The organism is Faecalibacterium tardum (assembly GCF_040096515.1).
Taxonomy (GTDB): Bacteria; Bacillota; Clostridia; order Oscillospirales; family Ruminococcaceae; genus Faecalibacterium; species Faecalibacterium tardum.
Genome location: NZ_JBBMEO010000102.1, coordinates 1 through 727 on the forward strand (window position 1 = coordinate 1; position 727 = coordinate 727).

Annotated in this window: 2 protein-coding genes; both read left to right on the plus strand. The window is 53.4% G+C overall.

What is annotated here, in order from left to right:
* A partial coding sequence (locus WMO44_RS14950; protein ID WP_349153052.1) for a DUF6017 domain-containing protein occupies positions 1-354 on the plus strand: 354 nt, incomplete at its 5' end.
* Positions 354-727, plus strand: a 374-nt coding sequence (locus WMO44_RS14955; RefSeq protein ID WP_349153053.1) for a ParA family protein, incomplete at its 3' end; no start/stop codon positions are given. The genes WMO44_RS14950 and WMO44_RS14955, both read left to right, overlap by 1 nt.

Sequence of the window (727 nt, forward strand, 5' to 3'; positions counted from 1 at the left end):
GCCCAACTGGAAGAATATTTTTCGCAGTCTTTGGAGGTAGACCTTCTGCTCCGGCTCTGCCCGGACGATGAGGATACTATCTATCAGATCGTAGATTTGCTGGTGGACACCTGTGCCACCAACCGCAAGACGCTGCGCATTGCTGGGGACGATAAGCCCGCCGAGGTGGTGCGCAGTCGCTTTATGAAGCTGAACGCTGACCATATCCACTTTGTGCTGAAGTGCCTTGCAGAGAACAGCAGCCCGATCCGAAACATGAAACAATACCTGCTTGCTTCTCTGTATAATGCACCCACCACGATGCAGCTTTTCTATCAGAACCAAACCAACCACGACTTAGCGATGCGGAGGTGATGAAAATTTCAAAGAAAGCAACCACAATAGCCATCGTCAACCAGAAAGGCGGCACCGGCAAGACCACCACCTGTGAAAATCTAGGCATCGGGCTGGCGATGGAAGGTAAAAAAGTCCTGTTGGTGGACGCTGACCCGCAGGGCAGCTTGACCATCAGCATGGGCTGGCAGCAGCCCGATGAACTGCCCACGACCCTTTCCACCTTGATGGTAAAGGCCATGAACGACCAGAGTATTCCACCCGGTGAGGGCATCCTGCACCATGCAGAGGGTGTTGACCTGATTCCGGCAAACATCGAACTGGCAGGGCTGGAAGTTTCCCTTGTCAACTGCATGAACCGGGAAAAGATGCTGAAACAGGTGCTGGAAAGCGC